23 protein-coding genes and 4 tRNA genes are annotated in these 26,597 nt (G+C 42.9%); 13 read left to right on the top strand and 14 right to left on the bottom strand.

Going from position 1 to position 26,597, the window contains the following annotated elements:
• Nucleotides 1-312 precede the first annotated feature (312 nt).
• Both R8N46_RS19515 and dld read left to right on the top strand, forming a co-directional pair.
• On the top strand, nucleotides 313-1,215 hold the full coding sequence (locus R8N46_RS19515) for a LysR family transcriptional regulator (protein WP_017633645.1): 903 nt from the start codon (nucleotides 313-315) through the stop codon (nucleotides 1,213-1,215).
• 382 nt (nucleotides 1,216-1,597) lie between these two features.
• The gene (gene dld, locus R8N46_RS19510) at nucleotides 1,598-3,304 is read left to right on the top strand and encodes a D-lactate dehydrogenase (protein WP_064369232.1); all 1,707 of its coding nucleotides are present in this window, start codon (nucleotides 1,598-1,600) and stop codon (nucleotides 3,302-3,304) included.
• Nucleotides 3,305-3,444: 140 nt separating this feature from the next.
• Here dld and R8N46_RS19505 read toward each other — a convergent pair whose 3' ends face one another.
• The 4 genes from R8N46_RS19505 to R8N46_RS19490 form a co-directional block, all read right to left on the bottom strand.
• Nucleotides 3,445-3,753 carry an AzlD family protein gene (locus R8N46_RS19505; protein ID WP_017820198.1) on the bottom strand — a complete coding sequence of 103 codons (309 nt, stop codon included), beginning with the start codon at nucleotides 3,751-3,753 and terminating at the stop codon, nucleotides 3,445-3,447.
• Nucleotides 3,750-4,481, bottom strand: coding sequence for an AzlC family ABC transporter permease (locus R8N46_RS19500; RefSeq protein WP_115386662.1), 732 nt, complete (start codon nucleotides 4,479-4,481; stop codon nucleotides 3,750-3,752). The genes R8N46_RS19505 and R8N46_RS19500 overlap by 4 nt, the downstream gene beginning before the upstream one ends.
• A gap of 311 nt (nucleotides 4,482-4,792) precedes the next feature.
• A complete protein-coding gene (alr, locus tag R8N46_RS19495; protein ID WP_213972168.1) occupies nucleotides 4,793-6,022 on the bottom strand; it encodes an alanine racemase in 1,230 nt (409 codons plus the stop codon).
• Nucleotides 6,023-6,223: 201 nt separating this feature from the next.
• The gene (locus R8N46_RS19490) at nucleotides 6,224-7,855 is read right to left on the bottom strand and encodes a methyl-accepting chemotaxis protein (RefSeq protein WP_053303666.1); all 1,632 of its coding nucleotides are present in this window, start codon (nucleotides 7,853-7,855) and stop codon (nucleotides 6,224-6,226) included.
• A gap of 550 nt (nucleotides 7,856-8,405) precedes the next feature.
• On the opposite strand from R8N46_RS19490, the gene R8N46_RS19485 reads away from it, so the two are divergent.
• The 4 genes from R8N46_RS19485 (at nucleotide 8,406) to R8N46_RS19470 (ending at nucleotide 10,817) form a co-directional block, all read left to right on the top strand.
• Nucleotides 8,406-8,492: transfer RNA gene (locus R8N46_RS19485), tRNA-Leu, on the top strand.
• Between the two features lie 36 nt (nucleotides 8,493-8,528).
• Nucleotides 8,529-8,602, top strand: a tRNA-Cys gene (locus R8N46_RS19480).
• Between the two features lie 306 nt (nucleotides 8,603-8,908).
• Nucleotides 8,909-10,432 carry an alpha-amylase gene (amyS, locus tag R8N46_RS19475; RefSeq protein ID WP_115386660.1) on the top strand — a complete coding sequence of 508 codons (1,524 nt, stop codon included), beginning with the start codon at nucleotides 8,909-8,911 and terminating at the stop codon, nucleotides 10,430-10,432.
• A gap of 130 nt (nucleotides 10,433-10,562) precedes the next feature.
• On the top strand, nucleotides 10,563-10,817 hold the full coding sequence (locus tag R8N46_RS19470) for a hypothetical protein (RefSeq protein WP_005375990.1): 255 nt from the start codon (nucleotides 10,563-10,565) through the stop codon (nucleotides 10,815-10,817).
• 74 nt (nucleotides 10,818-10,891) lie between these two features.
• Here the strand turns inward: R8N46_RS19470 and R8N46_RS19465 are convergent, their stop codons facing one another.
• The 3 genes from R8N46_RS19465 to R8N46_RS19455 form a co-directional block, all read right to left on the bottom strand.
• On the bottom strand, nucleotides 10,892-11,680 hold the full coding sequence (locus R8N46_RS19465; protein ID WP_005375991.1) for a lipase family protein: 789 nt from the start codon (nucleotides 11,678-11,680) through the stop codon (nucleotides 10,892-10,894).
• Between the two features lie 69 nt (nucleotides 11,681-11,749).
• Nucleotides 11,750-12,223, bottom strand: a complete 474-nt coding sequence (locus R8N46_RS19460) for a CHAD domain-containing protein (protein WP_284143898.1) — start codon at nucleotides 12,221-12,223, stop codon at nucleotides 11,750-11,752.
• A gap of 11 nt (nucleotides 12,224-12,234) precedes the next feature.
• A complete protein-coding gene (locus R8N46_RS19455) occupies nucleotides 12,235-12,684 on the bottom strand; it encodes a CHAD domain-containing protein (RefSeq protein WP_284143899.1) in 450 nt (149 codons plus the stop codon).
• A 301-nt stretch (nucleotides 12,685-12,985) separates the two neighbouring features.
• Between R8N46_RS19455 and R8N46_RS19450 the strand changes: the two genes are divergently transcribed.
• Nucleotides 12,986-13,072 (top strand) — tRNA-Leu (locus R8N46_RS19450).
• Nucleotides 13,073-13,108: 36 nt separating this feature from the next.
• A tRNA-Cys gene (locus tag R8N46_RS19445) sits at nucleotides 13,109-13,182 on the top strand.
• 5 nt (nucleotides 13,183-13,187) lie between these two features.
• Here R8N46_RS19445 and R8N46_RS19440 read toward each other — a convergent pair.
• From R8N46_RS19440 to rnk, 5 genes are all read right to left on the bottom strand, one after another.
• Nucleotides 13,188-14,180, bottom strand: a complete 993-nt coding sequence (locus R8N46_RS19440; RefSeq protein WP_005376038.1) for an LLM class flavin-dependent oxidoreductase — start codon at nucleotides 14,178-14,180, stop codon at nucleotides 13,188-13,190.
• A 235-nt stretch (nucleotides 14,181-14,415) separates the two neighbouring features.
• Nucleotides 14,416-15,621: a GGDEF domain-containing protein gene (locus R8N46_RS19435; RefSeq protein WP_226977227.1), complete on the bottom strand. Its 1,206-nt coding sequence runs from the start codon at nucleotides 15,619-15,621 to the stop codon at nucleotides 14,416-14,418.
• Between the two features lie 133 nt (nucleotides 15,622-15,754).
• A complete protein-coding gene (locus R8N46_RS19430; RefSeq protein WP_064376959.1) occupies nucleotides 15,755-16,741 on the bottom strand; it encodes an ABC transporter substrate-binding protein in 987 nt (328 codons plus the stop codon).
• 227 nt (nucleotides 16,742-16,968) lie between these two features.
• On the bottom strand, nucleotides 16,969-17,928 hold the full coding sequence (locus R8N46_RS19425; RefSeq protein ID WP_025767735.1) for a GGDEF domain-containing protein: 960 nt from the start codon (nucleotides 17,926-17,928) through the stop codon (nucleotides 16,969-16,971).
• Nucleotides 17,929-18,166: 238 nt separating this feature from the next.
• Nucleotides 18,167-18,574: a nucleoside diphosphate kinase regulator gene (gene rnk, locus R8N46_RS19420; RefSeq protein WP_005390213.1), complete on the bottom strand. Its 408-nt coding sequence runs from the start codon at nucleotides 18,572-18,574 to the stop codon at nucleotides 18,167-18,169.
• Nucleotides 18,575-19,101: 527 nt separating this feature from the next.
• On the opposite strand from rnk, the gene nirB reads away from it, so the two are divergent.
• The 4 genes from nirB (at nucleotide 19,102) to cobA (ending at nucleotide 23,981) form a co-directional block, all read left to right on the top strand.
• A complete protein-coding gene (gene nirB / locus R8N46_RS19415; protein ID WP_115386659.1) occupies nucleotides 19,102-21,666 on the top strand; it encodes a nitrite reductase large subunit NirB in 2,565 nt (854 codons plus the stop codon).
• 13 nt (nucleotides 21,667-21,679) lie between these two features.
• Nucleotides 21,680-22,003, top strand: a complete 324-nt coding sequence (gene nirD / locus R8N46_RS19410; protein ID WP_025767738.1) for a nitrite reductase small subunit NirD — start codon at nucleotides 21,680-21,682, stop codon at nucleotides 22,001-22,003.
• A 194-nt stretch (nucleotides 22,004-22,197) separates the two neighbouring features.
• Complete coding sequence (locus R8N46_RS19405) at nucleotides 22,198-23,049, top strand: formate/nitrite transporter family protein (protein WP_025767739.1); 852 nt, start codon at nucleotides 22,198-22,200, stop codon at nucleotides 23,047-23,049.
• 173 nt (nucleotides 23,050-23,222) lie between these two features.
• Nucleotides 23,223-23,981 carry a uroporphyrinogen-III C-methyltransferase gene (cobA, locus tag R8N46_RS19400; RefSeq protein ID WP_115386658.1) on the top strand — a complete coding sequence of 253 codons (759 nt, stop codon included), beginning with the start codon at nucleotides 23,223-23,225 and terminating at the stop codon, nucleotides 23,979-23,981.
• Between the two features lie 16 nt (nucleotides 23,982-23,997).
• Here cobA and R8N46_RS19395 read toward each other — a convergent pair whose 3' ends face one another.
• Complete coding sequence (locus R8N46_RS19395; RefSeq protein WP_005376058.1) at nucleotides 23,998-24,438, bottom strand: DUF4174 domain-containing protein; 441 nt, start codon at nucleotides 24,436-24,438, stop codon at nucleotides 23,998-24,000.
• A gap of 119 nt (nucleotides 24,439-24,557) precedes the next feature.
• Between R8N46_RS19395 and R8N46_RS19390 the strand changes: the two genes are divergently transcribed.
• Nucleotides 24,558-25,046 carry an NYN domain-containing protein gene (locus tag R8N46_RS19390; RefSeq protein WP_005376059.1) on the top strand — a complete coding sequence of 163 codons (489 nt, stop codon included), beginning with the start codon at nucleotides 24,558-24,560 and terminating at the stop codon, nucleotides 25,044-25,046.
• Nucleotides 25,047-25,131: 85 nt separating this feature from the next.
• On the opposite strand, the gene R8N46_RS19385 is transcribed toward R8N46_RS19390, so the two are convergent.
• Entirely contained in the window at nucleotides 25,132-26,463 is a 1,332-nt protein-coding gene (locus tag R8N46_RS19385) for an anaerobic C4-dicarboxylate transporter (protein WP_005376060.1), read from the bottom strand.
• Nucleotides 26,464-26,597: the final 134 nt, after the last annotated feature.

Genomic DNA, 26,597 nt, shown 5'->3' with positions numbered 1-26,597 from the left:
ACACTAGCTCAGTTGGTAGAGCGCAACCTTGCCAAGGTTGAGGTCACGAGTTCGAACCTCGTGTGTCGCTCCAAATTATTCAGATATGGCCATGGCGGTATCTCGATGCCAAGTGCATCAACTTAAAACCAGCGAAAGCTGGTTTTTTTGTATCTGAAGACTGATAAATTCACACCATCTCTTTTTCATTACCTGTGAGCTTAGCAACCCCATCTCTGTCACGAGTTTCTGATATTAAGTGTGACCCGATGTTTCGCACCTCAGCCAATTTCAGTTTACAATACGGGCTTCCAAAGGATTTGACGAAGACGCATGAGAAATACCGACGATTACATCATTTTTTATCACTTGATCGAGCAAGGTTCATTCAGTGCTGCCGCGAGACATATGTCACTGACCAAATCGGTCGTCAGTAAACGGATTGCCAAGCTTGAACAAGAGCTTGGTGTACAGCTTCTCTACCGAACAACGCGAACGCTAACGTTGACTGAAGCAGGACGAGCGTTTTTTACTCATGCAAAAGCGGTTTATCAAGCGGTGGCAACGGCGGAAGAATCCATTGTGGGTTTAGGTAAAAACTTATCTGGAAACATTAAAATTTCGGTGCCTACTATCTCTGGTGAATTAATTCTTCCTCAAGTGATTAATGAATTTAATCAGAAATACCCAGACATCAATATCGATATGGATCTAGATAATCGTTTCGTCGATATCGTGAATGAACGTTTTGATTTGGCAATTAGAACGGGTGTGTTGCCAGATTCTAGTCTGATTGCAAGAAAGCTGGTGGATGCAAATTGGATCATTTGCGCGTCACCCCAATACCTAGCTAAACATGGCATACCTAAACAACCTCAAGCCTTGGCTAAACACAATTGTTTAGTCTATTCCTACCAAGAAACCGGAGCGCATGAGTGGGCGTTTAAAGATGGAGACGAGGTATATCAAATCACCGTCGACGGTAACCTCTGTACTAACAATTCTTCTGTATTGAGAAATGTGGCGCTGTTAGGGCAGGGAATCATCTATGTGCCGCGTGTATTGGTTTATGAAGACTTAAAGCAAGGCAGTCTGATTCAGTTATTTAAAGACGAAACAGCCAAATGTTTGGGTATTTATGCGGTGTACCCTTACACTCGTCAGCAACCAGAAAAAATTAAGATCTTTATCGATCATCTATACACAAGCTTTCAAAGTCAAAACCATCGATTTTAAGCCAATAACTCAACACCGATCGTTATGTTGGTGTTGAGCTTATGTTTCCATCTTCATTTCTAAGAGTCCTCTTAAATTTAGGAGCTTACGCTTCTCCTCGTTTTCTTCACTAATATTGATAACAAGATACCCCGCACAACTGTTAACAAATGGTTTTGCTATTGTTTCTTTTAAGAAACGGTCTGTTTCTTACGTTAAATTTCTCAAATGTGAAAGATAAGTAACAGAAAAATAAAGAATTATTTTGTTTGTTGTTTATTGATTACGTATTGTTCGTCCGCCTGACATAGACGCAGAGAAATGGACTGCTTATAGTGGCTCAAACGCCATGCCTGCCGCTAAGCGGTGTTGTGAGCGAAGTACAATAACTAGAGATACGGATATGAAACAAAAGCAGCTGATTGAAGAATTTAAAACCATCGTGGGGGAAGAAAATGTTCTAACCGACGAGGTTAAAACGAAATATTACCGCTCGGGGTTTCGTTCGGGTAGTGGTAATGCGCTTGCTATCGTGTTTCCTAACACTCTTCTAGAACAATGGAAGATTATTAAACAGTGTGTTGAAGCAAACTGCATCATTATCATGCAGGCGGCTAAAACAGGTTTAACAGAGGGCTCAGCTCCGAGTGGTAATGATTATGATCGCGATGTGGTTGTGATCAATATTACCAAAATCAAGAAGATTCACTTATTAGATGGTGGTAAGCAGGCGGTTTGCTTGCCTGGTGCGAGCTTACACTCTTTGGAGAAAGAGTTGAAGGCAGTAAACCGAGCACCGCATTCTATCATCGGCTCTTCATCGCTAGGTGCCACTGTGGTCGGTGGTATCGCCAATAACTCAGGCGGTGCGCTAGTTAAGCGTGGTCCTGCTTATACGGAACTGGCGATCTATGCGCAGGTGGATAAGCAAGGCCAGTTACATTTGGTGAACCACCTTGGTATTGAAGGATTAGGTGAAACGCCAGAAGAAATTCTAACAAACCTGCAAGAAGGGAACTTTGACCCAGCGAAGATCATTCATGATGAGCGAATGGCGTCAGACAAAGAATACGATGAACGTGTTCGAGACGTGACTTCTGACATTCCTTCTCGCTTTAATGCCGATGAACGCCGATTATTTGAAGCCAGTGGCTGCGCTGGTAAGTTGGGAGTTTTTGCCGTTCGGGTTGACAGCTACCCAGTACCCGAAAAAGAGCAGGTTTTTTACCTTGGCACCAATGACCCTGCGAAACTAACGAAGTTGCGAAAAGACTTCTTATCTACGTTTGATGACTTGCCTGAGATGGGAGAATACTTGCATCGAGATATCTTCAACATGGCAGAGAAGTACGGCAAGGATGTGTTCTTATCAATCGATTTGTTAGGCACAGATAAGCTGCCAAAAATGTTCGCACTTAAAGCTAAGGTAGAAAACTTCTTAGAGCGCATCCCGTTTGTCAGTAAATATCTGCCAGACACCATTTTGTACTACGCGAGCAAGTTGTTCCCACAACATTTACCAGAGCGAATGCTGGATTTCCGTGACAAGTATGAGCATCACCTGGTATTGAAAATGAGTGATGGTGGTATTGCTGAAGCACAAAAATACCTCAAAGAAGTTTGGGCTGTTGAAGACGACTGTGATTTCTTCGAGTGTACGCCGGAAGAAGGTAAAAAAGCTTATTTACATCGCTTTGCAGCAGCAGGTGCAGCAATTCGTTACGAGACGATTCACCGAAAAGACGTAGAAGACATCGTTGCACTTGATATTGCATTGCGACGTAATGATGAAGAGTGGCTAGAAACTTTGCCTGAAGAGGTGAGTAAGAACCTTGTTCAAGCGCTCTATTATGGTCACTTTATGTGTTACGTCTTCCATCAAGATTACATTTTCAAAAAAGGGACTGACACGAAGTTGATGAAAAAGCTGATGCTAGAGCACCTCAATAGCCGTGGTGCCAAATACCCAGCAGAACATAACGTGGGTCACTTGTATGAAGCCGAAAACTCGTTGCAGAAGTTTTACCACGAATTAGACCCAACCAATACCTTTAACCCTGGTATTGGTAAAATGGACAAATATAAGCGCAATTGTAACTGCTGTGCGTGATGTGCTGTCTCACCATGATTAATAATCGTTGTTCATCGTTAAAATGATGAGCATAAGATAAGCCCTGATGACACTCGTGACATCAGGGCTTTGTGTTTTGGGTCTTTTATTGATGATTGGTATCGGCGTTGAAACAACGACTAAAGAGCACGTACCGCGGCGGCGGCGATGATGCCTGCTGCAATTGCGGGTAGAGGCTTTTTCACGATGAACATGACAACAGCAGTAGAAAACAGTGCTGCTCTAGCACCGTTATCACCCTCTACTGCTAGCGGAGCTAAAAGCGCAACCAATACAGAGCCCGACATCGCAGTAATGAAACGTTGAACCCGTTCGCTAATTGGAATGAATGACATAACATACACTCCGCCCCAGCGGGTTATGAGCGTGACTAACGCCATAGCGATGATGATAAGCAGTGTGCCACCTAAGGTTGTTTCGATGTTCATGCTTTCTTCTCCTTCCAACAAGCACCCAATACTCCGCCAGTAATGGCGCCAACCACTACGTGGCTATTCTCTGGCAAATACCAATACGCCAACATTGAAGAGGCTGCTGCTATGGCCCAAATCGCAAAGATTCTTAAGTCTTTCGGCCCGGCCACCACCATAGACAGCAGGAAGCATCCCATAACCATATCGAGCCCTAGGCCCACCGGATCTTTGATTGCGCTACCAAAATAAATGCCGATCCAGGTGCCCACAATCCAAAAAGACCACATCGCTAACCCGCCACCAACAAGCAAGCCAAAGCCTGGTTCTTTTCTACCAAATGCATTGAGTGCCATTGCCCAGTTAGCGTCTGATGCTACCAGCATTACACCGTAACGTTTTGTTGGTGAGAGTTGTCGTAACCATGGATAAAGTGTGGCTCCCATCAAGAGGTGACGAGCATTAATAGCAAATACAGTAATAAGAACTGGAATGAGAGGGACTTCTGCTCCCCACATTTCTAACGTGGCAAATTGTGAAGCACCGGCGAAGACCAGTGTGCTCATCAACATAGTGGGAAATACATCTAGTCCAGTCTGTACGGCAGCAACACCGAAAGCGAGGCCAAATATGACCACGAACATAGAGAGAGGTAAAAGTTGGGTGAAGCCGTTCCAGACGTCAAGCCGATTAAATTCGTGCAACTCAGTGGAGGAGCGTTGAAGATGTTGAGTATTTTCTGTCATAGAGATACCTAGCTAGCAGGCAAAGGGGCAGTGCCATACGAGTGTGTTTGTTATTCTTTTGTAAACTTCATGTTTAACATCAATTGGAGGGGCTTTCAAACACTAAGTGCTATATAAAATTGAGCCATCCAAGCGGCTTTAAGAAACAGAGTGTAGAGAGTCGCACTTGGTAGTGCTAAAGGAGAATAAAACAGCAGAAATAGTAAGCTCTGTTTAATTGATAACATCACGAGCTAGTACAAATTAGTAAATAAGAAAGAAAGCGAGCACGAGGCTCGCTTTTTCGCTCTGTTACGAATAACTGAGTAGGTTTATTTTACGTAGACACGAGGGTTCGCGCTTCCCCAAACCGTGTATAGTTCAGGGAAGATGACTTCTGCGTGTTTTTCCATCTCAGCAGCTGAAATCGTTTTGCCTTGTTGGGAGCCAAACAAAACAACTTCAGAACCAGGCTCAACATCTTTGATACCTGTAACATCTACCATTGTAGTGTTCATTGAAGCAACGCCCGCAACTTTTGCTCGTTGACCATTGATCAGAACTTCTGCCGCATTCCCCATTTTTCGTGGATAGCCATCAGAGTAACCAACAGGAATGTTCGCCATTAAGCTTTCTTTGCTTGTTGTGTAGCTGCTGTCGTAACCGACTGTGCTATTTTTTGGCAGGTGGTGAACGGATGCCACGCGTGTTTTGAAAGACACGATAGAAGAGTACTCAGGGTTAGTCGGTAGGTCTCCATATAAAACTCCACCAGGACGAACCATATCAAGCTGCGCTTCAGGAACATTAAGCGCGGTGTAAGAGTTTGCTACGTGCAGTAAAATGTTGTCGCGTTTTAGATTCGCTTCTTTAATCAGCCATGCAGAACTGTCTTTGAATGAAGCTAACTTTTGGCGCACGTCGTCTGCATTGTAGTTGGGGAAATGAGTCATGATACCAACAATATTAACGCCAGCTTGTTGAGCGATTTCTAGCGCTTCTTTCTTGCCCGCTTCTGTCGTCATATCAACACCATTACGTCCCATACCACCGTCGTTCAGAGCAAGGTGAACTTTGATTTCTTTACCAGCTTTCTCGGCTAGTTTAGACAGTGCTTTAGCTTGCTCTGCTGTGCCTATCAACTCTTCGACATTTAGGTCGATTGCGGCTTCAATCTCGCCAATATTCGCTGAGCGTACACGCATAAGTTGGCCTTTAAAGCCACTGTCGCGAACAGTTTGTGCTTCGGCGTTACTTGCAACGGCAACGCAAGGAATTTGTTGCTCGATAATAGTCGGCATCAGGCCTGCGATACCATTGCCGTATGCGTCGGCTTTCATCACGGCACAAATTTTCGTTTTGCCATCCATGTGCGATTTAAACTGCTCAATATTATCGCGGAACTGACCTAAGTTTATTTCTAGCCAAGCGTTAGCACCTTGAACTTGCTCTGCTTTTGCTGCTGTATTGCTAATTTGAAGAGGAGCAGCAGTAGCTTGCATTACAGGAACCGCGATTGCAGCAGCGATTGTCAGTGATAGTAAGGTTTTATTTAAGCGCATAAAGTCTCCGTACGCGTTTTTTGTATTGGTTATGTTATTGAGTACTTGGGGAAAGTACCTGACGAAGTAAAACGCTCCAAGTGGTGCTTTGGAGCGTTTGTTAAGATAGTGATTTAATATATACCTAAATATACCTCAGTGATGACATTCTATTTAAGCAAATCGGGATTGATTTGGTATCTACTAAGGTATCCACTGAGTTTAACTCAGTTTAAAGCGGCTCATTACATCTTTAAGAGAAATGGATAGCTGGCTTAGTTCGCGGCACGCCTGTGCGGTTTGCTCCGAACCTTGCGAGACCTCTTGAGATGCCAAATGTATGTTTTCAATGCTGCGGTTAAGCTCTTCCGCAACAGAGTCTTGCTGGTTACAAGCCGTGGCGATTTGGGTACCCATGTCTGAGATGTCCGAAATCGAATGCTCAATGTCGCTCATCAGCTGTTTTGATTGAATGCCTTGTTCTGCACATTCTGAGATACTGGTTCTAGAAAGTTCAGTGGCTGATTTTGCGTCTTTTGCAAGTGATTGTAGCTGCTCAATGATCGAAGTGATTTCACTCGTTGAATCTTGCGTACGGCCGGCAAGAGTTCGAACTTCGTCTGCAACGACGGCAAAGCCACGACCAGACTCACCAGCACGCGCCGCTTCAATGGCTGCATTAAGTGCAAGTAGGTTGGTTTGATCGGCGATGTCGCGGATAACATCCACGATCACGTTAATTTTATTCGATTGCTGTTCAAGCTCTGCTACGGTATCGCCTGCAGCGCCAATTACGTTTGAAACTTCTTGAATCGCGTCAACCATACCTTGGGTTTCACGAACACCGTGTTGTGTGCGGCGGTTTGCTTCGTTAGCTTGGTTCGCTGAGTCTTCAGTGTTACGAGCAACATCGGCTACGGCCGCTTTCATTTCTGTCATTGCTGTTGCGATGTGCGTAATTTGCAGCTGTTGATCTTTCATACCAGACGCAGAAATATCGGAGATTTGGTTCATCTCTTCGACAGCGCTGCTTAACTGAGTAACTGCAGCAATCACGTTATCGATAACTTGGCGTAAGTCATCTTGCATCTTAGTGGTCGCGTCTGCCAGTTCACCAAGCTCGTCATTGCCGATTGCTTTACGGTCAATGTCACTTGATAGATCACCTGTTGCGATGGCATTTGCTTGCTCAACAACAAGTTTAAGTGGGCCACAAATTAGGCGAGTCAGCACGTATGTCATGCCTACCATGATCAGTAGAATAATCACGTTACTTGCAATTGAAGAATTACTCAATCCATTTACAGAGGACAGGATATGAGTTTTGTTGCTGTCCATAGCTTCTTTAAGGAGACGGATTAGTTCGCCTAACTCTGAGTCAACCGCTTCGAAAGCAGACAAAGAGTTCGCCAAAATAGGGTGGGCCTTGCTTTTGTCGTTAGCTAGCATCGCTTCATTGTACTGGTCCATAGTATCCAAATACTTTTTCCACTGACGCATAAGACGCTGGTAAGTTTGCTGCTCTTCGCCAGGCCAGATAGTTTCACCGTAAGCGTTGAGCTCTCTAGTGATCTTTTCGCGTTCTCTAATATTGTTAGAAATTTTAGTTTTGACTTGGTCTGCGTCTTCATAAGTGTACGCAGCAAATTGAGCTCGGCGCCAGCGAGACAAGTGATCTCGAATCGAATCGACCCTTTCCATTGCAGGAAGCGTATCGTCGGTATAGTTTAAAAGCTCAGATTTGATGCTTTTGAGCTCTGTAGATAAAAACACGCCAAATGCAATGTTGACGATGGCAATGAGTAAAAACGATAGCGATATCTTTTTCGCTATAGAAAGATTCTTGATAGACATTAGTGATATACCTTGTTTTTCTTATGTTGTGTCGCCAAAGTAAACCACATCCTTATATGTGATATATGTCCATTAAATTACTGCAACTCGTGTAACGTACCATTATTTATTGATATTTTCGATAATGAATTGAGCTTTGTTTGAAAATAAAAAAAGTCAATGATTTTATAAAGGTACGACCACATTCGATATAAAGTTATCGGTAACAAAATATGATGTTCTGTACGCAGTCGTGCCAAGAGCAGGGAATCAAATTGTTACAGATGTTACAGCGGTGAAAAGATCAGCGTTCATAACGTGATAGTCGCGTGTTTACCTCGAAGCAGTTACGGGCACTAGTATGCGTATGACTTAATAGCCAATGAAAGGGAACGGGTGCTTATTGGTCTAATTGAATGCCAAATGTACTAGGCAGATCGCTTTTTAAGCACTTAAATCAAAAAGATAAAATTTATTGTTGACCAGATAAATTAATCCGTTAAAGTACGCCTCGTTCTCACGGCAAAGGTCGCTGAGACAGATGGTGTCTAACCCATCGCATGATTGCGTTGCCCTGGTGGTGGAATTGGTAGACACAAGGGATTTAAAATCCCTCGGCGTTCGCGCTGTGCCGGTTCAAGTCCGGCCCGGGGCACCATCAAAATCTTTGGTGACAGAGATATAAAATCAGAAAGGCGCCTTGGCAGAGTGGCTATGCAGCGGATTGCAAATCCGTGGACCTCGGTTCGACTCCGGGAGGCGCCTCCACTATTTCGAAAGCCAGTCTTAAATGACTGGCTTTTTTCGTTTTTAGTCCGCCTTTTCGTAACCCTCGCGCTTTCCTAAAGCCTCCCATGTTTTGATCACCATTCAATATTTTTAATGCGCTAATCATTGACTTTATAAATGTTAGACAACTCAATAATTGTATAGTGTGATTGGTGATAGTTTCTCTTCGATTGTAATCCGAACTTTTTGTATTACAGGCAGCAACCTAGCTAGCGTCATAGTTAGTATCGCTTGGTGCGTATATGCAGAAAGGAGGATTCTAGTCCTTAACGTGAGAGAAAAATAATGAAAACATTCAACCTTAAACCTACACTTTTACCCTTAACTTTGCTGCTCAGTTCGCCTGTAATGGCGGCACAAAATGGCACCATGATGCAGTATTTCCATTGGTATGTGCCAAATGACGGTGCGCTCTGGACACAAGTTGAAAACAACGCTTCGGCACTATCTGGCAACGGCTTTACTGCGTTATGGTTACCGCCCGCCTATAAAGGTGCTGGTGGTAGCAACGACGTCGGTTATGGCGTTTATGATATGTATGATTTGGGAGAGTTTGATCAAAAAGGTTCGGTGCGCACCAAGTATGGCACCAAAGATCAGTACCTAAGCGCCATCAATACTGCCCATAAAAACAATATCCAGATTTATGGCGATGTGGTGTTCAACCATCGCGGCGGTGCGGATGGTAAATCCTGGGTCGACACCAAGCGAGTCGATTGGAACAACCGAAATATTGAACTTGGTGATAAATGGATTGAAGCGTGGGTAGAGTTTGATTTCCCTGGGCGCAACGATAAGTACTCAAACTTTCATTGGACGTGGTACCACTTTGATGGCGTGGACTGGGACGATGCTGGCGAAGAAAAAGCTATCTTCAAATTCAAAGGTGAGGGTAAGGCATGGGATTGGGAAGTGAGCTCGGAAAAAGGCAACTACGATTACCTTATGTACGCTGATCTAGACATGGATCACCCTGAAGTTAAGAAAGAACTTAAAGACTGGGGTGAGTGGTATATCAACATGACTGGTGTTGATGGGTTTAGAATGGACGCGGTGAAGCACATCAAATATCAATACCTGCAAGAATGGATTGATCACCTACGTTGGAAAACAGGGAAAGAACTATTCACGGTCGGAGAGTACTGGAACTACGATGTGAATCAGCTGCATAACTTTATCACCAAAACCTCTGGCAGCATGTCTTTGTTTGATGCACCGTTACATATGAACTTTTATAATGCGTCTAAATCGGGTGGTAGCTACGATATGCGTCAAATCATGGATGGTACGCTGATGAAGGACAATCCAGTCAAAGCGGTTACCTTAGTAGAAAACCATGACACTCAGCCTTTGCAGGCGTTGGAATCAACCGTTGATTGGTGGTTCAAGCCGCTCGCTTACGCGTTTATCTTATTGCGTGAAGAAGGTTATCCATCCGTGTTTTATGCAGATTACTACGGCGCGCAGTACAGTGATAAAGGGCATGACATCAATATGGTCAAAGTGCCTTACATTAAAGAGCTAGTAACACTGCGTAAAGATTATGCCTATGGCAAACAACATTCTTATCTCGACCACTGGGACGTAATTGGTTGGACTCGAGAAGGTGATGCAAATCATCCACATTCAATGGCCGTGATCATGAGTGATGGACCTGGTGGCTCGAAGTGGATGTATACGGGTAAACCAAGTGCTCGCTACGTAGACAAGTTGGGTATCCGAACTGAAGAAGTTTGGACTGATGCGAATGGTTGGGCTGAGTTCCCAGTAAACGGCGGATCTGTCTCGGTTTGGGTTGGCGTTGAATAATCCATTCCTGTGATTTTGATACAGAGTAGGCAATTCTTGATAAAACTTTTCAATGAATCAATGTGTTATTTGATATTCATTCAACAAATGAGTAACTTATATTTGAGCATAATCTAGAGGAAGATAAAGAATGGAATCTATTGCTGATGTATTGGTTGTGGCTATTGTGTTCGGTGCCATATTTGGGGGCGGGATAATAAAGTTAATCTTGAACCATCGTAAAGAAGTAAGAGCGTTGGAGATATCTGAACGTAATACGATGAGCCGAGAAGAACAAGATAACCTTAACAAGCAAATTGGTGACTTGAAGCGACGTGTTGAAGTGTTAGAGCGAATTGTCACAGATAACAAATATCAACTTGAAAAAGAAATTGCCTCTCTGTAGATCACCACTTAATCGTAAAGCCGGCGAAGTCCGGCTTTTTCGTGTCTGTACGTCATACCTTTCGGATGTTTAACTCAGCGTTCATCAAAAAAGTCTTTGTCGCGAATGTATTTACTCATAAAGTGATAAGAGAACGGTCGCATTAGCCAACTAAATAAGGAGCGCCCAAGCCGTATGAGCGTTGGGGTGTTCTCGTATATTCTCCCGTTATATAACCATAGCATTTTGCCTACATGCCAATACAAAAAAGGTACGGGCGGCATAAAGGTCACGATGTCGATGTCGCAACAAATCCTGTATGTTTTGTGCCCCAAACGGTAGCGTTTCTTAAACGTCCAATCCCCGACAGCGGGCTGTCCGAAAGTGACCACGCGTTTAATGCTTTTTGGGTATTTTTTCTCAATATAGTCAGCAAAAACACTGCCAATCGCGCCACCTGAAGAGTGGCCAGTAATAGTGATTCTTTTCCCCCTGAGAATAAGTGGTACAACGATACCTTCGAGGCGTTCGATCACGGTCAACCCTAACCGATCTTCATTTCGGCTCGGTAAACTTTCTTGGAACAACAGATGATAGAAACCCGCGTGAATGCGATAGTTTAGTCCCAACCTTCGACAGCTTCTCGTCCACATCGCGAAGTTCAACAACCAATCACTGATACTGTGTGAGCCTTTAATCACTACGACCACTTCACTCTGTTTTTTACTCCAGAGCACGCGAATCATAATCTTACCGTGTTCATTTCTAATGACTCGTTGCCCATTAGGATCGAATCCATATTGAGTTTGTCTGAAGACGCGAGGGTAGGCGAGATTACAAAGCACCGCATAGCGCTCGTATTGGTATCGTTTTAATGGTTTCACGTTATCTTTCTTAATGGAGCCCAACGATTGACTGTAATTAATGAATATTAAGAATACGTGAACCTTGATTTAGGGTCGGTAGAGATTTTGTGTATTGGAATCGCGAATGAAAGACTCAAACTGGCTTAAATGCGTCAAGATGGTTTGGCGAGAGAGTTCATGATGTTCGCTAAGCACGTTAATTAGCTTTTTCAAAGCCTTACGATCTTGTTTATTGAGATTTGATGTTTCTTTGAGTTGTGCGAAAAATTCAATTTGACTTGAAGTGTCGTTAAAGTCACCGAGCTTGTCTTGCAATAGTTTTAGTTGTTTCACGTTGTTTTTGTGCTGTTGGGAAGGATAGAGCGTGGAAAATCCTTCTAACAAATAACGAAGCGCTTTGCACTTTATCCGCATCGAATGAATCACGCTGTCACGACTTTTGTCCGAGATCTTGCGCCGTGCTTTATCAACTTTTTTAAATTGAACGGAGATTTTTTGGCTTGCGAAAAGTAACGCAGGTACGTTGCTATCCACTGGTTCGTGTTGCGTACTTCGCAACATACTATTCCTGATCAAAGTGCAGTGCGTTGTGTTGTGTATTCTTGTGTATCTAGCCAACGCGTAACTTTTGCTTGTTCGTAAGCACGTTCAGATTCTATAAAGCAAAAAAGTTGCTCAAGAGACGATTTGTGATTTGGGAGCATTTCAATGTATTGGTTTTTGTCCAAGATAAATACGTCCAAATCACGCAGCTTATTTGTTTTCTTCATCATTATTCTTAAATGAGGTTTCAAAATACGCTGCTCAAAAGGAGGGATCAGTTCGCGAAGTAGTGAGCATAGTGAGCGTATGCGCCTCAGTGTGACGCGATATTGGTGTGTATATTCAGGATCCAAGTCGTCGATGACTCCCTGCTCCAGAGAGCGTGCATAATCAAATTCAGTAAGGAAGAAGTGGGGCACTACGAAGTCGAGTTCGGAGTCGGCATGTAAGGGTAAGTGAAATGATGGTTTTCGAAACATGATGAGCGCTATTTTGTTCTCTGAAATACACGTTAAGTTTATACCCATACTGTTAACTTGCGCGATTTGTTGGCTCTTCATTGATATAAAATGAGAAGGTTAAAAGGCACGAAAGCAAAGTGTATTGATGATCAAATAAGCAAAATGATCGCCCTTTGTTCGTTAGAGTCGTCTTTTTAACCATTTGAATAAAAAAGACTAATTTTTTGTTGACCAGATAAATTAATCCGTTAAAGTACGCCTCGTTCTCACGGCAAAGGTCGCGAGATAGATGGTGTCTAACCCATCGCATGATTGCGTTGCCCTGGTGGTGGAATTGGTAGACACAAGGGATTTAAAATCCCTCGGCGTTCGCGCTGTGCCGGTTCAAGTCCGGCCCGGGGCACCATCAAAATCTTTGGTGACAGAGATATAAAATCAGAAAGGCGCCTTGGCAGAGTGGCTATGCAGCGGATTGCAAATCCGTGGACCTCGGTTCGACTCCGGGAGGCGCCTCCATTCTTTTACTTGTCCATGAGTTCCGATAGTAACCTGTAGGATCTCAACTTCTCAGATTGTTCAAACACCATCGTGTTTACCATAATTTCATCTGCCCCAGTGCGTTCCAAAAGTTTCTCAATTTTCTGTCTTACATATGTTTGATCACCATGGATAGATTCACGTAATTGAGTTTCAACGTGAAGCTTTTCCTGTGCTGACCATAGTGGTGCCATACTTTTCACTGGTGCGCGAAGTTTTTCGCGATTGCCGCGAATCATTTTTAAGAATTTTTGCTTCTCTGTTGTCGCGAGAAAATCTGCATGTGACTGAGTATCCGCTACGATAACGTTGGCACAAATCATCACATAGGGTTGAGCTAAATGCTCGGATGGGACAAACTCATCTCGATAAAAGTTTAGAGCACGAGACATTGCATCTGGAGCAAAGTGTGCAGCAAATGCGAAAGGTAAGCCTCTCTTAGCTGCTAAACGTGCGCTGTATGTACTCGACCCCAGAAGCCAAATCGGCAGAGATGTGTTGTTACCTGGATAAGCCGCGACTGGTTGATTTCGAGATACGGGACCAAGAAAGAAATTAAGTTCCTCCAACAGCTCTTCAAAGTCAGGATCCATATGCTCTGGTTCCCGCCTTAATGCATGCATTGTTTGGTAGTCGGTGCCTGGTGCGCGTCCTAATCCGAGGTCAATACGACCAGGGTATAATGCCTCTAACGTTCCGAATTGCTCTGCAATAACTAGTGGTGCATGGTTAGGTAACATGATTCCACCTGATCCTAAACGGATCGAGTTCGTGTGCGCTCCAATATGACTGAGTAATACACTGGTTGCGGCACTGGCGATGTCGGGCATGTTATGGTGTTCAGCCATCCAAAACCGATGATAGCCCCAGGACTCGATTGATTGAGCTAATTCAACGGAGCGTTCGAACGTTTCGGTGAAGTTTGTTCCGTCGGACACGGGTGCCAAATCCAGAACAGATAAACGAGGAAAAGACATAGGATAGTTATAGCCTGTTAATGAATCTTAACTATCATATGGTGGTGAAAGTTGACGTTTAAAAGGGGAGGATTAACCATTCACAATGGATTATTTTTCTTCAATGCCTGGAGAGCGTTTAGCTTACGAGTTTAGCTTTTGCTATGTGATAAAAGCGGCTTTATTACTGTAAGTGGCCACAGTGGTCGATGTCGTTGAATATTCGCATGTAGAACGTTTCCACAGCTACTTTAGATTAAAACATAGGCCTCTTTAACAGCGAACTGCTGTTGTCGACAATAGTGAACGAGCTAGCTTTAGAACGTTTTGACTGATACATAGACTTGTCTGCCGCTGTTAATAATTCATGTACATTCGACCCATGCTCAGGATAGAGTGCAATACCAATGCTAGCTCCGACGCATAACTCTTTACCTTTAAAATGAATTACTTTTTCTATTTCTTGGATATAGCGTAGTGCACATGCAGACAGAGACGTACCTGTTGTGTGTGAACGATGAATAATAATAAATTCATCTCCACCAAAGCGGCCTACCATGTCTGATTCGTCGATAATACTTGATAATCTACTAGCTACAGATTTTAACACTGCATCACCTGCCTCATGGCCATGGCTATCGTTAATATCCTTAAATAAATTTAAATCTATAAAAAACAAACTAAAACTATTCTCACTGCCTCTGAAATTACGCGTAAGCTGGATCAAATGTTTTTCTATTGCTCGACGATTGTAGATATTAGTTAAGGAGTCGTGCTCAGACAAAAATACCAAACTTTCTTTTTGACGATTTAGAACTGAAGTTTGATTCTCTACTTCTTCTTTAAGTTTTGATTTTGATATTGTTGTGTGGTTTAACAATGCCGCCATTTTATTGAAGTAACAAGACAGATTTTCAAATTCCGTGAATTGATTTTCTGAAGGGATTTTATAGTCAAAATTTGACCTGCTTAATTGTTTTATTCCATTTATAAACCTTTGAAAGCTTCTCTTGAACTTTATTTTTATATAAAAGCATAATAGCATAACAACCAGAGAGATAAAAATAATACCTGCTTGAGTGTAATAATTTAAATTTTGTAGTTTTGTAGACTTATTATTAAGTATTTTTTTATAAATATATATTATTTCATTATTCATATCCTGGGATACAATGTTTATTCTGGATTGTATGACAGGATTTGATTTATTATAATTTACGACTGAATCATAATGGCGATCTTTGTCTAGTAAATGATTATTTTCGTATTGAACTAAAAAATACAGTTCGAGATTCATTTTTTTTAGGTCTTTAGTAAGGTATAAAACATCTTCATTTTGAGATAATAATTCGTTTAATTTGTTATGAGAAATCATGAATTGTGTGAAATTGTTTTTTCCCCTATTTTGAGTGTAAGCCCAAAGATAACTACTTAATGACTCTAATGATATTTGTATGTCCATTATTTGGTTTAATTGTTTCTTGGCTTTATAATCTTCTATTTTTATGAAGCTTATGTATACTATAACGCTGATACATAGTATTACGCTTAGACTGAATAGTGATGCTAAATAGTGGTTTAACGAACGATGCATTTTAATCTAGACCATCAAAATATGAATTGATATAGTTTTCTTTAAATATTTTTCTGTAATTTGGAATCTGTCCTTCTACATAGTTTTGTTTTAATGCCCAATTAGCTTCTGATTGTAATGTAAATAATAAAGAATTCGTTAAATTTAATCGAAAGTTATAATCATCCCAACTCCAAGATATTTCTTCAACTGTTGTGTTAAGTTTTTGTGATAGTATTTTCATTGTTAAATGAGGGTTTTTATCCATCCAGTTAATTGAGTGATGAAGTGACTTTATTATTTTCATTACTTCTTGATCTGATTTTTCAATGTGTATTTCTTTTGATACAAGCAAAAAGTAAAGTTTATACACGCCAATAATTCCTATGTTCTTTACTTCTTCATTTATTCTATTCTTGGCCATAAATCCGTATGGCTCCCAAGTAGATATTGCATCGACGTTTCCTTGCATTAAATGATTTATAATAACCTGCGTTGTTGATGATATTTTTTCTACTTTTTCTAAATCAATGTCATTTACCTGTAGCAACAAGTCTAAGTAATATTCGCTAGCGCTCTTTTTTATTACACCAACCTTTTTTCCTGGTAATTTATCTATACTTTCTATGCCAGACCGCTTTTTAGTTAGCAGCTTAATATCATTCGTAGAAGATGCAAAAGAAGTGATTAATGCTAAATCTTTGTATTCAAAGCTTTTAAACATCAGTACGCTTTCAGAAAAAGTGGCGTAATTAACATGGTTTTCTAGAAGTAGGTTTGAACATTCGACCCCTCCAAAGCACATGATAAGTTCGACGTTTAAATCGTTTTCTTCAAACGCACCTATGTGCTCTGCAATGATAAAAGGGGCTGACAGAGGCGTCTTAGATATACCGATTGTTGTAGGTTTGTGGATAGCATTTGATACCGTTGTTAACTTTAAATAAGCAACTACTAATGCAGAAAGAGCTAAAATTATGATAACTGTAGAAATCTGTTTTGTATCCATCAAAAACAACTCCCTTCATAATAGTAGTAATTAATCTATCAGTTAAATGAGTTTAGTTGCTTATTGGGTTGATGCTAGGAGAGGAGGGGATTTATTTGTATCGTGCCAAATTTATGAGTACCTAGGGGTAATTTCGGTAACTGGCTTAGATATAAAGAATTTATCTTTAGTTAGTTCAAGTTGTAGCAAATGACTGATTTCATAACATGATGATTTATGGAGAGATATCAACTTTTTAAGTTGAAAAATTGTACTCCATTTTTGCCATTTTTCTTTATCTCATACATTGCGTGATCGGCTTTTTGATACACTTCATTAAACGGTTGCTTTCCTTTGTTAAAGAGACAAACACCGATACTCATTCCTATCGTTACTTTATGTAAGTCTTGATTTATCGCTGGAATGATTGAATCTAAGAGTTGATTGCAAAGTTGGGATATTTCCTCTCGACTTGAATGCCAGTTTAAGATAACAAATTCATCGCCTCCTATGCGTCCAACTTGAGACTTGCTTGACGCAAGCTCTGTTAAGCTATTGGCGATATTGATGAGGAGGGTGTCGCCAGTATGATGGCCTAGCTGGTCGTTAACTGCTTTAAAATTATCTATATCAACAAACACTAAAGCAGACTGCTGAGACGGTTCGGTTTGAGGTTGATGATTAAAGTTTTCCTCAATTGCTTTTCTATTTAACAATCCAGTCAATGGATCACTCGAAGCCAACTTGGCCAGTTGCTGCTCATAACGCTTTTCTTTTGTAATATCGATATGAGTACCCATCATCCGTAGTGGTTCGCCATCAGAACCATACTCGACGATGCGCCCTCGATCGTAGACCCAGCTATCACTGCCGTCTTTATGAATCATGCGATGCACTACCTCATAAAGGTCGGTCTTGCCTGCTAGGTGATCTTCAAATGCACCCACCGCAAGATCATAATCTTCAGGGTGGAGATTGTTTTTCCACGTTTCAACCGTCGCGGTTAACTCATGGGGCTGATAACCTAGCATTTTTCCCCACTGCATATTGAATATCGTCAAAGTACCTGAAGGAATATGCTGCTCCCACAAACACAGTCCATTACTGTCGAGTGCAGCATTCAACTTTTCTTGTAGTCGCGCATTCTTCCGCTTCAGCTCTTCATTTTCTTTTTCTAAGCAGGCAATTCGAGTTAGATATTCTTCCATTTTGCGCATAATTTACGTCGTTTTCGGAGCGACAATATACGAAAAATACTTTGCAATTTCTATGATTGAGCTTGGAGATATAAATATTGAATATGCGGTAAATAATAAAGAATCGGTGATGTTACTTAAGAGCAGTAAAGTAAATGCTTGGAAAACAAAGAAGGAAATAGGGGGTAAGCGAGGGGCTCTCCTGGTGCAAAGTCTTAAATGGAGGCCTTTGCACCGGGACTACTGAGGGTTAGCGGTTTAGTGCACCACAACGCTCAGGTTGGTATGTGATATCGACAATTTCAATTGTCTTCACTTGATTATTTGGCATTGGCCAGTCAAGTTTTTGGCCGACAGACAAACCGATCAGTGCGCTGCCTACGGGTGCAAAAATAGAGATATCATCACTGCTTTTCAGTTCAGAAGGGTAAACCAGTGTCTTTGTCATGGTTCTATCTTCACCTGAAAATTTAAACTCTACAGTCGAGTTCATCGTGACCACGTTATCTGGCATTTGTTCTGGCTCAAGAACTGTTGCTCGGTCGAGCTCTGCTTCTAATTCCACAAGCTCCGCTGCGATGTTTGGCATTTTATCCAACAAAGCCGTGATTCGGTTCATATCTAAGCTTGAGATGTAGATAGAATTGTTTTCTGACATTTTATGACTCCCAAATAAAAGGCCGCCTCACAAAAATGGGACGGCACTCTATATGTCAATTACGGTATCAATCATATGGACGCTATTCCATATGAACTAAACCTGATTTTAGTCTTTATAGTGCGACTTAGCTAGTAAAAAATTTTTGTTGTGAAGCTTGATTTTTCTAAATCTTTCAACCACTTCAGATATTGTTTTCTGATCACCTTGAAACGGTGAAGTCAAGTGAGTGCGTCGTTTAGAAGCAAAGCAGGATTTATCGTAGGTGTGCTCGGTTTCGATGGTCAGCCTAACTTCATAAAAGCAAAACGGTATAGTCCGTTGCTAGCATGGCTTCGGTTATCTCAGTTTGTTAAAACTACCAATATCCGTTAATAAATTACTTTTTATTTCGCAATAGTCAGATAAATACGTTCATCTACCCCTTTAGGGTAGTTTGAAATTGTAATTGATTTACATCATGTATTAATTTTCTTTCACAATTAACAATGAGCTCAGTGATAAGAACCTAACCCTTAGGAATTATAATGAGCAAGTTGAAGCTAGTAGTCATCGGTAACGGTATGGTAGGGCACCGTTATATTGAAGACTTAGTCGAGAAAGCTGATATGTCTAATATAGACATTACGGTTTTCTGTGAAGAACCTCGTGTCGCATACGACCGTGTGCACCTTTCCTCTTACTTTTCTCACCATACTGCAGATGAACTTTCTTTAGTAAAAGAAGGCTTCTACGAGAAACACGGTATTAACATGCTGATCGGCGAACGCGCGATTAACATCAACCGTGAAAACCGCATTGTTTACTCAAGCACTGGCCGTGAAGTTCAATACGACAAGCTGATTCTTGCTACTGGCTCATTCCCATTTGTTCCACCTATCAAAGGTCACGAAAGCAAAGACTGTTTTGTTTACCGTACTATCGAAGATCTTAAAGCGATCGAAGCGTGTGCGAAGAAGAGCAAATCAGGCGTTGTTGTCGGTGGTGGTCTGCTAGGCCTTGAAGCAGCAGGCGCACTGAAAGCACTGGGTGTAGAAACGCACGTTGTTGAGTTCGCGCCAAAACTAATGGCTGAGCAACTTGACCTGGCTGGTGGTAACCAGCTTCGTCAAAAGATCGAGCGTATGGGCGTGAACGTTCACACCAGCAAAAATACGCTTGAGATTGCGCCAGAAGGCACAAACGCACGCAACGTTATGCGTTTTGCTGACGGTTCAGAACTAGAAACAGACTTCATCGTATTCTCTGCAGGTATTCGTCCACAAGACAAACTAGCACGCCAAATGGAGCTAGAAGTGGCACCTCGTGGCGGTGTTGCTATCAACGATCATTGTCAGACTTCTGATGAGAACATCTACGCGATTGGTGAGTGTGCGTCTTGGAACGAAATGTTCTACGGCCTTGTTGCTCCTGGCTACAAGATGGCGACAGTTGCCGTTGATCACCTACTAGGTAACACAGAAAGCAAATTCGAAGGCGCTGACATGTCTGCGAAGCTGAAACTTCTAGGTGTAAAAGTAGGTTCAATCGGTGACGCGAACGGTCGTACTGAAGGTTGTAAGAGTTACGTTTACCAGAACGAAGAACAAGAAGTCTACAAACGTCTTATCGTTTCTAAAGACAACAAGAAACTGCTTGGCGCGGTTATGGTTGGCGATACGTCTGACTACGGCGACCTGCTTCAACTTATGTTGAACGAAATCGACCTACCAGAACACCCAGATGCGTTGATCCTTCCTGCACACGCAGGCGCTGAGAAACCAGCACTAGGTGCAGATGCTCTACCAGAAAGTGCAGTGATCTGCTCTTGTTTCGACGTAACCAAAGGCAAGATCACACAAGCGGTTGCTGATGGTCACCACACATTGGGCGACATCAAAGCCGTGACGGGCGCGGGTACAGGCTGTGGTGGTTGTATTCCTCTAGTGACGTCTGTTCTAAATGCTGAGCTTGCTAAATCTGGTATCGAAGTGAAGAACGACGTGTGTGAGCACTTTGCATACTCACGCCAAGAGCTGTTCCACCTAATCCGTATTGAAGAGATCAAAACGTTTGATGAGCTTCTAGAGAAATACGGTAAAGGTTACGGCTGTGAAGTTTGTAAACCACTGGCTGGTTCTATCTTGGCTTCTTGCTGGGGTGAGCACATCCTTAAGCCACAACTGGTTAAGCTGCACGACACGAACGATAACTTCCTAGGTAACATCCAAAAAGACGGTACTTACTCTGTTATCCCACGTATGGCGGGTGGTGAAGTAACACCTCAAGCACTGAGTGCACTAGCGAACGTTGCAGCAGAATACAACCTATACACCAAAGTAACCGGTGCTCAACGTATTGGTCTGTTTGGTGCTCAAAAAGACGATCTTCCAGAGATCTGGCGCAAGCTTATCGACGCTGGTTTCGAAACAGGTCAAGCGTACGCAAAAGCACTTCGTATGGCGAAGACCTGTGTGGGCTCTACTTGGTGTCGTTACGGTGTTCAAGACTCTGTTGGTCTAGGTTCTTACATCGAGAACCGTTACAAAGGCATTCGTACACCTCATAAGATGAAGTTCGGTGTTTCTGGCTGTACTCGTGAGTGTGCGGAAGCACAAGGTAAAGACCTTGGCATTATCGCGACTGATGCAGGTTGGAACATGTACGTATGTGGTAACGGTGGTATGAAGCCTCGTCACGCAGACCTACTTGCAAGTGACCTAGATAAAGAAACGCTGATTAAGTACATCGACCGCTTCATGATGTTCTACATCCGTACTGCTGCGCCACTACAACGCACATCAGTTTGGATGGAAAACATGGAAGGTGGCGTTGACTACCTACGCGAAGTGATTGTTGAAGACAAACTTGGCATCAACGCTCAACTAGAAGCAGACGTAGCGAAGCTTGTAGACGAGTATGAGTGTGAGTGGACTGCGACCATCAACGACGAATCACAACTGACTCGTTTCGCGCACTTCATCAACTCTGACAAGCGCGATGAAAACGTCGTGTTTGTACAAGAGCGCGAACAGCACCGCCCAGCAACCTTCACGGAAAAGCACCCTGAAGCGAAAGGCGACATCCTACACGTAGCGATCACTGAAGCATAAGGGAAGGTTGATTATGTCATTTGAAAAGATTTGCCAAATCAGCGATATCGTACCGGGCACGGGTGTTTGTGCTTTGGTTGATGGTCAGCAAGTTGCGGTATTCCGCCCAACAAAAGCAGAAGAAGTGCTGGCGATCAGCAACACAGACCCGTTCTTCCAATCAAACGTGCTTTCTCGCGGTTTGATCTGTGAGCACCAAGGCGAGCTTTGGGTGGCTAGCCCACTTAAGAAGCAACGCTTTAACCTGACAACAGGTGCGTGCATGGAAGACGAGCGTTTTAGCGTGAAAGCGTACAAAACCCGCGTAACAAGCGGCGAAGTAGAAATCTCTGCGTAAGCTTGGTTTTCATTCCCTCCTCTTAGGGGAGGGAATGAACTGAAACCTAGATTTAATAGACAAAGGCTTTCCAAGCATCAACTCAGGGGAACAGGGAAGCGAGGTGTTGTAGACAGCGTTCAGGTGTCAACGGGAAGCCTTTCTCTATTCAATCTTTAACTTTTTAACTTTCAATTTTGGATAAGGACACATTCATGTCTACTGATTTTAAGCCTGCAGAATTCGTGCAAACCATGATCAATGTTGGTGAAGCGAAAACCAATACAAGCACGCGAGATCTTCTGCTTCGCGGTACGATGGCTGGCGTTATTCTTTCGCTTGCGGTGGTGGTTGCTATTACCGCGATTGTACAAACGGGTATCGGCCTTGTAGGAGCACTTGTTTTCCCCGTTGGTTTCGTAATTCTAAGTGTGATGGGTTATGACCTAGTAACCGGTGTTTTTGGTCTAGCGCCTCTGGCTAAGTTTGCGAACCGTCCGGGCATCACTTGGGGTCGTATCTTCCGTTGTTGGGGTCTTGTGGGCTTGGGTAACCTTATCGGTTCTCTGATCGTTGCTTACCTAGTGGCTATCTCTCTAACAGGTAACTTCTCTCTAGAACTGAACGCAGTAGCGAAGAAATTTGTCGCTGTTTCTACCGCGCGTAGCCTTGGTTTTGAAAACATGGGTATGGACGGATGGATCACATGTTTCGTACGCGGCATCTTCTGTAACCTAATGGTGTGTCTAGGCGTTATCGGCAACATGACGGCACGTTCGGTGTCTGGTCGCGTAGCAATGATGTGGTTCCCAATCTTCATCTTCTTTGCGCTAGTATTTGAACACACTGTAGTAAACATGTTCCTATTCCCACTAGGTATGATACTAGGTGCGGATTTTGGTATCGCGACTTGGTTGAACTTCAACCTTATTCCAACCATTCTAGGTAATATTGTTGGTGGTCTCGTAATGACTTGTATTCCACTGTACCTAACTCACGCGAAAACAGCGCCTTCTATCAACGTAGTTGAAGAAGAAGTAAAAGCAGAGCCTGCAATCGCAAAATAAACCGCTTTTATCTGGCCCTACCTATGGTAGGTAGGGCTGTTCAACTCATTTAACTTTCGATAAGTATTGTATTGATTTAGCTATAAAAAGTAATAACTCCTTGGGGTGATTTTAACCTTGAGTTAATGACTTGAGTGTTACTTTTTATGTCCAAATTTTCGATAGGCGTTGATATGACAACTGTTAACTCATCTTTAAACAGCGGCTTTGTTTCTCTTGTTGGTGCAGGTCCTGGTGATCCTGATTTACTCACAGTAAAAGGCTTAAAAGCCATTCAAGCGGCTGAAGTTCTGGTGTACGACCGATTGGTGTCGAAAGATATTCTTGAATTGGCTCATGCATCAGCAGAGATGATTTACGTTGGCAAAAAATTGGACTTTCACTGCGTGCCTCAAGATCAAATCAATCAAATCTTGGTGCAGAAAGCGCAAGAAGGTAAGCGTGTTGTACGTCTGAAGGGCGGTGACTCATTTATATTTGGCCGTGGTGGTGAAGAGCTAGAAGAGCTAGCCGAATTTGGCATCAAATACGAAGTGGTTCCGGGTATTACGGCGGCGGCGGGCGCGACGGCTTATGCTGGTATTCCATTAACACACCGCGACCATGCACAAAGCGTTCAATTTATCACTGGTCATGTACAAAAAGATGGTCGTGAGATTGAATGGCATTCACTAGCGCAATCCAACAACACACTTGTGTTCTATATGGGTTTGAAGCAAAGCGGCCATATTATGGATAAGCTGGTCACTCACGGGTTAGATCCTGAGATATCATGCGCCATTATTGAAAACGGTACGCGCCCAGAGCAGCGCGTGTTCCAAGGAAAGTTGAACGAGCTATCGATCATGGCAGAGCAAGCCGTGAGCCCAGCATTGATTGTGGTTGGCAGCGTGACTCAACTTCACAACAAGTTGGATTGGTTCGCAAAGTAATACTGCTCAGAAGTGACTATATTTTACAGGGGCTTTGTTGCCTCTGCATTTCTTGCTTACGCATAGGCATTTGATCAATGAGGTTGTTGATAAACGGCCAGTCTGTTTCTGCGCCCCAACGGTGCTTTTCTAGACCATCTTTACCAAGCAAAATAGCGGTATGAGAACCTTTTTCGACCTCATAAAGACGAGCTAGCATTTTTAGGTCGAACTCTTCTTTAAGCCAAGCAGGAAAAGTATAACCTTGTTCTGTAATGACCAGCGTGACGACATCTCTGTCTTCCAACTCACACTCATTCATAAGTGTTTCTAGCAAGAATTGTTTGACGTATTCATCATTTTCTGGCGCAAAGTAGAGCACACTTCTATGTGGCCAGTATTTGGAGTGCGCTGGATAACCAAATGCTGTCGATGACAAGATACAAGAAAGCAGTATCACTAGTAACTTTCCGCCCATGACAGTTCCCCTAGAAACCCAAATAACTTTTTATACGTTAAGTTTAGTGGAATTGGCTCATTGTGCTTTTTCCAAAACTGGCATAGGGTAGGCAGCAAATAAATTGAGCGTAGAAATAGATGAGTTCGGAAAGCAAACAAAAAATCGCCATTTTGGTTGATGTACAGAATGTGTATTACACCTGTCGCGAAGCGTATCGAAGCAATTTTGATTACAACCAGTTTTGGTATGTTGCCACACAAGGGAAAGAGGTGGTAAGTGCTCGTGCTTATGCTATTGCGAGCAATGATCCCAAGCAACGTCAGTTCCACCATATTCTTCGGGGTGTTGGCTTTGAGGTGATGCTTAAACCCTACATCCAGCGTCGTGATGGTAGCTCGAAAGGCGATTGGGATGTGGGTATTACTCTCGATGCAATTGAAATTGCTCCCGAAGTTGAGGAAGTGATTCTAGTTTCGGGAGATGGAGACTTTAGTCTGCTAGTAGAGAGAATTCAGCAGCGCTTCAATAACACGGTGACCGTTTATGGTGTACCTAAGCTAACATCCCAAACTCTGATTGATTGTGCCGACAATTTTGTCGCGATTGATGACGATTTCTTGCTGTAGTAATAGTGCAATAAAGAAAGGCGAGTCACTCAGGCTGTACGAAACGTACAATGACTCGCCTCTAATTTATCGTTGATTTGGCTAGTTACGAAGGAATGATCATTTGCCCTAGCAAGTAACCCAAGCAACACGCACCAATCACGCCGATTAAGCCCACAGACATGAATGAGTGGTTGAAGTACCACTTACCAATCTTAGTTGTGCCCGAGGTATCGAAGTTCACAGTCGCGATATCTGAAGGGTAGTTTGGAATAAAGAAGTAGCCGTATACCGCTGGCATCAAGCCGATAAGCAGCGCAGGTTCCAAACCTAAGCCGAGACCAACAGGCAGCATCATGCGAGCCGTTGCAGCTTGAGAGTTCACCACAACCGACACAATGAATAACGCAAGCGCGAATGTCCAAGGATAGTTGGTTACCATCTCAACGATGCCAGATTTAAATTGAGGCATAGCGTACTGGAAGTAGGTATCTGACATCCATGCAATACCGAAGATAGCAATCGCCGCCACCATACCAGATTTAAATACCACCCCATTTGGTACGTCACGCGGGTCAGTTTTGGTCGCAAGCAAAATGATACCGCCGAAGCAGAGCATCATCATTTGAATCACAACTGCCATGCTGATTGGCTTCGAGCCATCTACGATGGTACGAATGTCTGGCCACATCGCGATAACGACGATAACCAAGATAGAAGCAATGAACAGCAATACAGAGTTACGAGCACTTGTTGGTAGTACTTCATCAAGAGACGTTGCAGTTGTGTTGAGGATTTTTTCTCTCCACACAGGATCTTTCAAACGCTCTTGGTATTCTTCATCGTCGTCTAGCTCTTTACCACGCTTTAGGCTGTAAAGTGACATCAACAACGTACCGAATAGCGTTGCAGGTACAGTAACGAGCAGAATTGAGAGCAGAGTGATCTCGTGTTGAATATCAGAGAGTTGCGCCAAGTAGTAAACTACGGCCGCTGAAATTGGTGATGCCGTGATTGCGATTTGAGAGGCGACAGAAGCGGCAGCCATAGGACGCTCAGGACGAATGCCGTTTTTAAGTGCAACGTCGCCAATGATTGGCATGATAGAGTAAACCGCGTGACCTGTACCAAGTAGGAAGGTCATAAAGTAAGTCACGAACGGAGCAATAAGGGTGACGCGTTTTGGGTTCTTACGAAGCACACGCTCGGCAACTTGCAGCATGTATTTCAAACCGCCAGCGGCTTCAAGAATGGAAGCACATGTTACCACCGCTAAAATGATCAACATGACGGTGACAGGAGGAGAGGTTGGCGGCATCTTAAAGATGAAGACTTCAATCACCAAGCCAATTCCGGATACGACCCCAAGGCCTATACCACCATAACGTGAGCCGATATACAGCATCACGAGCAAAAATAGAAACTCAAGATACAACATGTGGATTTCCTTATTCAAAACAGAGGGCTACATAGCCAAATTACCTCTTTGTATTGTCTCGATATTCAGAAAGAAAATACTTCATGTTGTTCACAATCCGCTGGATAAGAAACAGCAATATTCAATTATTGGCA

The sequence above is a fragment of the Vibrio sp. 1874 genome, assembly GCF_033344395.1.
GTDB classification, from domain to species: Bacteria; Pseudomonadota; Gammaproteobacteria; order Enterobacterales; family Vibrionaceae; genus Vibrio; species Vibrio alginolyticus.
This window is presented reverse-complemented; position numbering and strand designations above follow the sequence as displayed.

Bases quoted from the DNA above. Each gene is read 5' to 3' on its own strand.
- alr (WP_213972168.1), bottom strand. From the start codon at position 6,022: ATGCGCTTAAATAAAACCTTACTATCACTGACAATCGCTGCTGCAATC.
- R8N46_RS19460 (WP_284143898.1), bottom strand. From the start codon at position 12,223: ATGTTGCGAAGTACGCAACACGAACCAGTGGATAGCAACGTACCTGCG.
- R8N46_RS19505 (WP_017820198.1), bottom strand. From the start codon at position 3,753: ATGAACATCGAAACAACCTTAGGTGGCACACTGCTTATCATCATCGCT.
- R8N46_RS19470 (WP_005375990.1), top strand. From the start codon at position 10,563: ATGGAATCTATTGCTGATGTATTGGTTGTGGCTATTGTGTTCGGTGCC.
- R8N46_RS19405 (WP_025767739.1), top strand. From the start codon at position 22,198: ATGTCTACTGATTTTAAGCCTGCAGAATTCGTGCAAACCATGATCAAT.
- R8N46_RS19440 (WP_005376038.1), bottom strand. From the start codon at position 14,180: ATGTCTTTTCCTCGTTTATCTGTTCTGGATTTGGCACCCGTGTCCGAC.
- R8N46_RS19515 (WP_017633645.1), top strand. From the start codon at position 313: ATGAGAAATACCGACGATTACATCATTTTTTATCACTTGATCGAGCAA.
- R8N46_RS19385 (WP_005376060.1), bottom strand. From the start codon at position 26,463: ATGTTGTATCTTGAGTTTCTATTTTTGCTCGTGATGCTGTATATCGGC.
- nirB (WP_115386659.1), top strand. From the start codon at position 19,102: ATGAGCAAGTTGAAGCTAGTAGTCATCGGTAACGGTATGGTAGGGCAC.
- R8N46_RS19455 (WP_284143899.1), bottom strand. From the start codon at position 12,684: ATGTTTCGAAAACCATCATTTCACTTACCCTTACATGCCGACTCCGAA.
- R8N46_RS19395 (WP_005376058.1), bottom strand. From the start codon at position 24,438: ATGGGCGGAAAGTTACTAGTGATACTGCTTTCTTGTATCTTGTCATCG.
- nirD (WP_025767738.1), top strand. From the start codon at position 21,680: ATGTCATTTGAAAAGATTTGCCAAATCAGCGATATCGTACCGGGCACG.
- R8N46_RS19425 (WP_025767735.1), bottom strand. From the start codon at position 17,928: ATGGAAGAATATCTAACTCGAATTGCCTGCTTAGAAAAAGAAAATGAA.
- R8N46_RS19490 (WP_053303666.1), bottom strand. From the start codon at position 7,855: ATGTCTATCAAGAATCTTTCTATAGCGAAAAAGATATCGCTATCGTTT.
- R8N46_RS19390 (WP_005376059.1), top strand. From the start codon at position 24,558: ATGAGTTCGGAAAGCAAACAAAAAATCGCCATTTTGGTTGATGTACAG.
- amyS (WP_115386660.1), top strand. From the start codon at position 8,909: ATGAAAACATTCAACCTTAAACCTACACTTTTACCCTTAACTTTGCTG.
- R8N46_RS19435 (WP_226977227.1), bottom strand. From the start codon at position 15,621: ATGGACATACAAATATCATTAGAGTCATTAAGTAGTTATCTTTGGGCT.
- dld (WP_064369232.1), top strand. From the start codon at position 1,598: ATGAAACAAAAGCAGCTGATTGAAGAATTTAAAACCATCGTGGGGGAA.
- R8N46_RS19500 (WP_115386662.1), bottom strand. From the start codon at position 4,481: ATGACAGAAAATACTCAACATCTTCAACGCTCCTCCACTGAGTTGCAC.
- cobA (WP_115386658.1), top strand. From the start codon at position 23,223: ATGACAACTGTTAACTCATCTTTAAACAGCGGCTTTGTTTCTCTTGTT.
- R8N46_RS19430 (WP_064376959.1), bottom strand. From the start codon at position 16,741: ATGGATACAAAACAGATTTCTACAGTTATCATAATTTTAGCTCTTTCT.
- rnk (WP_005390213.1), bottom strand. From the start codon at position 18,574: ATGTCAGAAAACAATTCTATCTACATCTCAAGCTTAGATATGAACCGA.